The 3,260-nt window shown below is 66.3% G+C and carries 1 protein-coding gene and 1 pseudogene; both read left to right on the top strand.

From position 1 onward, the window contains the following. Window positions 1–2 precede the first annotated feature (2 nt). Window positions 3–2,793, top strand: a pseudogene (locus tag IVB36_RS04100) (hybrid sensor histidine kinase/response regulator). 24 nt (window positions 2,794–2,817) lie between these two features. Beyond that, window positions 2,818–3,260, top strand: a 443-nt coding sequence (locus IVB36_RS04095; RefSeq protein WP_085348214.1) for a chemotaxis protein CheW, incomplete at its 3' end; no start/stop codon positions are given.

The following is a 3,260-nucleotide window of genomic DNA, read 5'->3' as shown; positions in this document are numbered from 1 at the left end:
TCATGGATGATCTGTTGCGGGAGTTTTTGACGGAAACCAGCGAGAGCCTGGACACCGTGGACAATCAGCTGGTGAAGTTCGAACAGGAGCCGAACAACGCCAAGATCCTGGATAACATTTTCCGGCTGGTCCACACCATCAAGGGCACGTGCGGCTTCCTCGGATTGCCGCGACTGGAAGCGCAGGCGCATGCCGGCGAGACGCTGATGGGCAAATTCCGTGACGGCATGCCGGTGACGGGGCAGGCGGTGACGGTGATCCTGTCCTCGATCGACCGCATCAAGGAAATTCTGGCCGGGCTGGAGGCGACCGAAGCCGAGCCCGAGGGCACCGACCGCGATCTCATCGACAAGCTGGAAGCGATGGTCGAGCAGGGCATGGCCGCCATGGCGGCCGGCGCTGCTGCTGCTGCCGTTGCCGAAGCGCCGCCGCTGGTGCCGGACGCGCCTGTCGCCGTCGAAGCCGCGCCGACCTCCGGCGTGCTGGCCGACCAGAGCCTGGAGCGTCCGCTGCGTCCGGGCGAAGTCTCGCTCGACGAGCTCGAGCGTGCCTTCCGCGAGACCGCGATCGAAGTGCCGGTCCCGGTTGCCAAGGCCGAAGTCAAGGCGGAGCCTCCGCCTGCCGCTGAAGCCCCGGTGCCTGTTGCCAAGGAAGCCGCGAAGGAAGCCAAGGCGCCCAAGGACAAGGCCGTGCCGAAGAAGGCGATCGCCGACGAGGGCGCCGCTGAGGGAGCCAGCATCGCCAACCAGTCGATCCGCGTCAACGTGGATACGCTGGAGCATCTGATGACCATGGTCTCGGAGCTGGTGCTGACCCGCAACCAGCTGTTGGAGATATCCCGCCGCAACGAGGACACCGAGTTCAAGGTGCCGTTGCAGCGGCTGTCCAACGTCACCGCCGAGCTGCAGGAAGGCGTCATGAAGACGCGCATGCAGCCGATCGGCAATGCCTGGCAGAAGCTGCCCCGCATCGTTCGCGACCTCTCGAGCGAACTCGGCAAGCAGATCGAGCTGGAGATGCACGGCCACCGAGCTCGACCGCCAGGTGCTCGACCTGATCAAGGACCCGCTCACCCACATGGTGCGCAACTCCGCCGACCATGGCCTGGAGACCCCGGCCGAGCGTCTCGCCGGCGGCAAGGGCGAGCAGGGCACCATTCGCCTGTCCGCCTATCACGAGGGCGGCCACATCATCATCTGCATCGCCGACAACGGCCGTGGCCTGAACACCGACAGGATCAAGGCCAAGGCGATCTCCTCAGGTCTGGTCACCGAGGCCGAGCTCGAGAAGATGAGCGAAGCCCAGATCCACAAGTTCATCTTCGCCCCGGGCTTCTCCACTGCTGCCGCCATCACCTCGGTGTCGGGGCGCGGCGTCGGCATGGACGTGGTGCGCACCAATATCGACCAGATCGGCGGCACCATCGACATCAAGTCGGTCGCCGGTGAAGGCTCCTCCGTCACCATCAAGATCCCGCTGACGCTCGCCATCGTCTCCGCGCTGATCGTGGAAGCCGCCGGCGACCGCTTTGCGATCCCGCAGCTCTCCGTGGTCGAGCTGGTGCGGGCCCGCGCCAACTCGGAGCACCGCATCGAGCGCATCAAGGACACCGCGGTTCTCAGGCTGCGCAACAAGCTGCTGCCGCTGATCCATCTCAAGAAGCTGCTCAAGATCGACGACGGCGCCGTCTCCGATCCCGAGAACGGCTTCATCGTGGTGACGCAGGTCGGCAGCCAGACCTTCGGCATCGTCGTCGACGGCGTGTTCCACACCGAAGAAATCGTGGTCAAGCCGATGTCGACGAAGCTGCGCCACATCGACATGTTCTCGGGCAATACCATCCTGGGCGACGGCGCGGTCATCATGATCATCGACCCCAACGGCATTGCCAAGGCGCTCGGCGCCGCCGGCTCCTCGGCCCATGACATGAACAGCGAGAACGGGACGCACAGCATCGGATCGGGCGAGCAGACCACCTCGCTGCTGGTGTTCCGCGCCGGCTCGTCCCAGCCCAAGGCGGTCCCGCTCGGGCTCGTCACGCGCCTGGAAGAGCTCCCGGCCGACAAGATCGAGTTCTCGAACGGCCGCTACATGGTGCAGTACCGCGAGCAGCTGATGCCGCTCGTTGCCATGGAGAGCGTCACCATCGCGAGCCAGGGCGCCCAGCCGATCCTGGTGTTCTCCGACGACGGCCGCTCCATGGGCCTCGTCGTCGACGAGATCATCGACATCGTCGAGGAACGGCTCAACATCGAGGTCGGCGGATCCTCCTCCGGCATTCTCGGCTCGGCCGTGATCAAGGGCCAGGCCACCGAAGTGATCGACGTCGGCCACTTCCTGCCGATGGCGTTCGCCGACTGGTTCACCCGCAAGGAGATGAAACCGTCGCTGCACTCGCAATCGGTGCTGCTGGTCGACGACTCGGCGTTCTTCCGCAACATGCTGGCCCCGGTGCTCAAGGCCGCCGGCTACCGCGTCCGCACCGCGCCGACCGCGCAGGAGGGCCTCGCGGCGTTGCGCGCGCAGAGCTTCGACGTGGTCCTGACCGACATCGAGATGCCCGACATGAACGGGTTCGAGTTTGCCGAGACCATCCGCTCCGACAGCAATCTGGGCGCGATGCCGATCATCGGCCTCTCCGCGCTGGTGTCGCCGGCGGCGATCGAGCGCGGCCGTCAGGCCGGCTTCCACGACTATGTCGCCAAGTTCGACCGTCCCGGTCTGATCGCGGCGCTGAAGGAACAGACCGCGGGCGCCGCCGGTGCCTCCGAGCTGAGCCGCGCAGCAGCGTAACCAGCGGGATCAGGAGATACGCACATGACCAAGAAGACCCAGTCCGGCGAAGGCGCCATGGTCGAATACGTCACCGCGATGATCGGCGGCCAGCTGTTCGGCCTGCCGATCTCCCGCGTCCAGGACGTGTTCATGCCCGAGCGCGTCACCCGCGTGCCGCTGTCCTCGCGCGAGATCGCGGGCGTGCTGAACCTGCGCGGCCGCATCGTCACCGTGGTCGACATGCGCGCCCGGCTCGGCCTGCCCAAGCCCGAGGACGGCAAGATCCCGATGGCGGTCGGCGTCGACCTGCGCGGTGAATCCTACGGCCTCCTGATCGACCAGATCGGCGAAGTGCTGCGGCTCGCCGAGGACGGCATGGAAGAAAACCCCGTCAATCTCGACCCCCGCATGGCCAAGCTCGCCGGCGGTGTCCACCGTCTCGACGGCCAGCTCATGGTCGTCCTCGACGTCGATCGCGTCCTCGA

Source organism: Bradyrhizobium sp. 35 (assembly GCF_023073215.1).
GTDB classification, from domain to species: Bacteria; Pseudomonadota; Alphaproteobacteria; order Rhizobiales; family Xanthobacteraceae; genus Bradyrhizobium; species Bradyrhizobium canariense_D.
The sequence above is the reverse complement of the archived record's forward strand: the minus strand, read 5'-3'. Positions and strand labels throughout refer to the sequence as shown.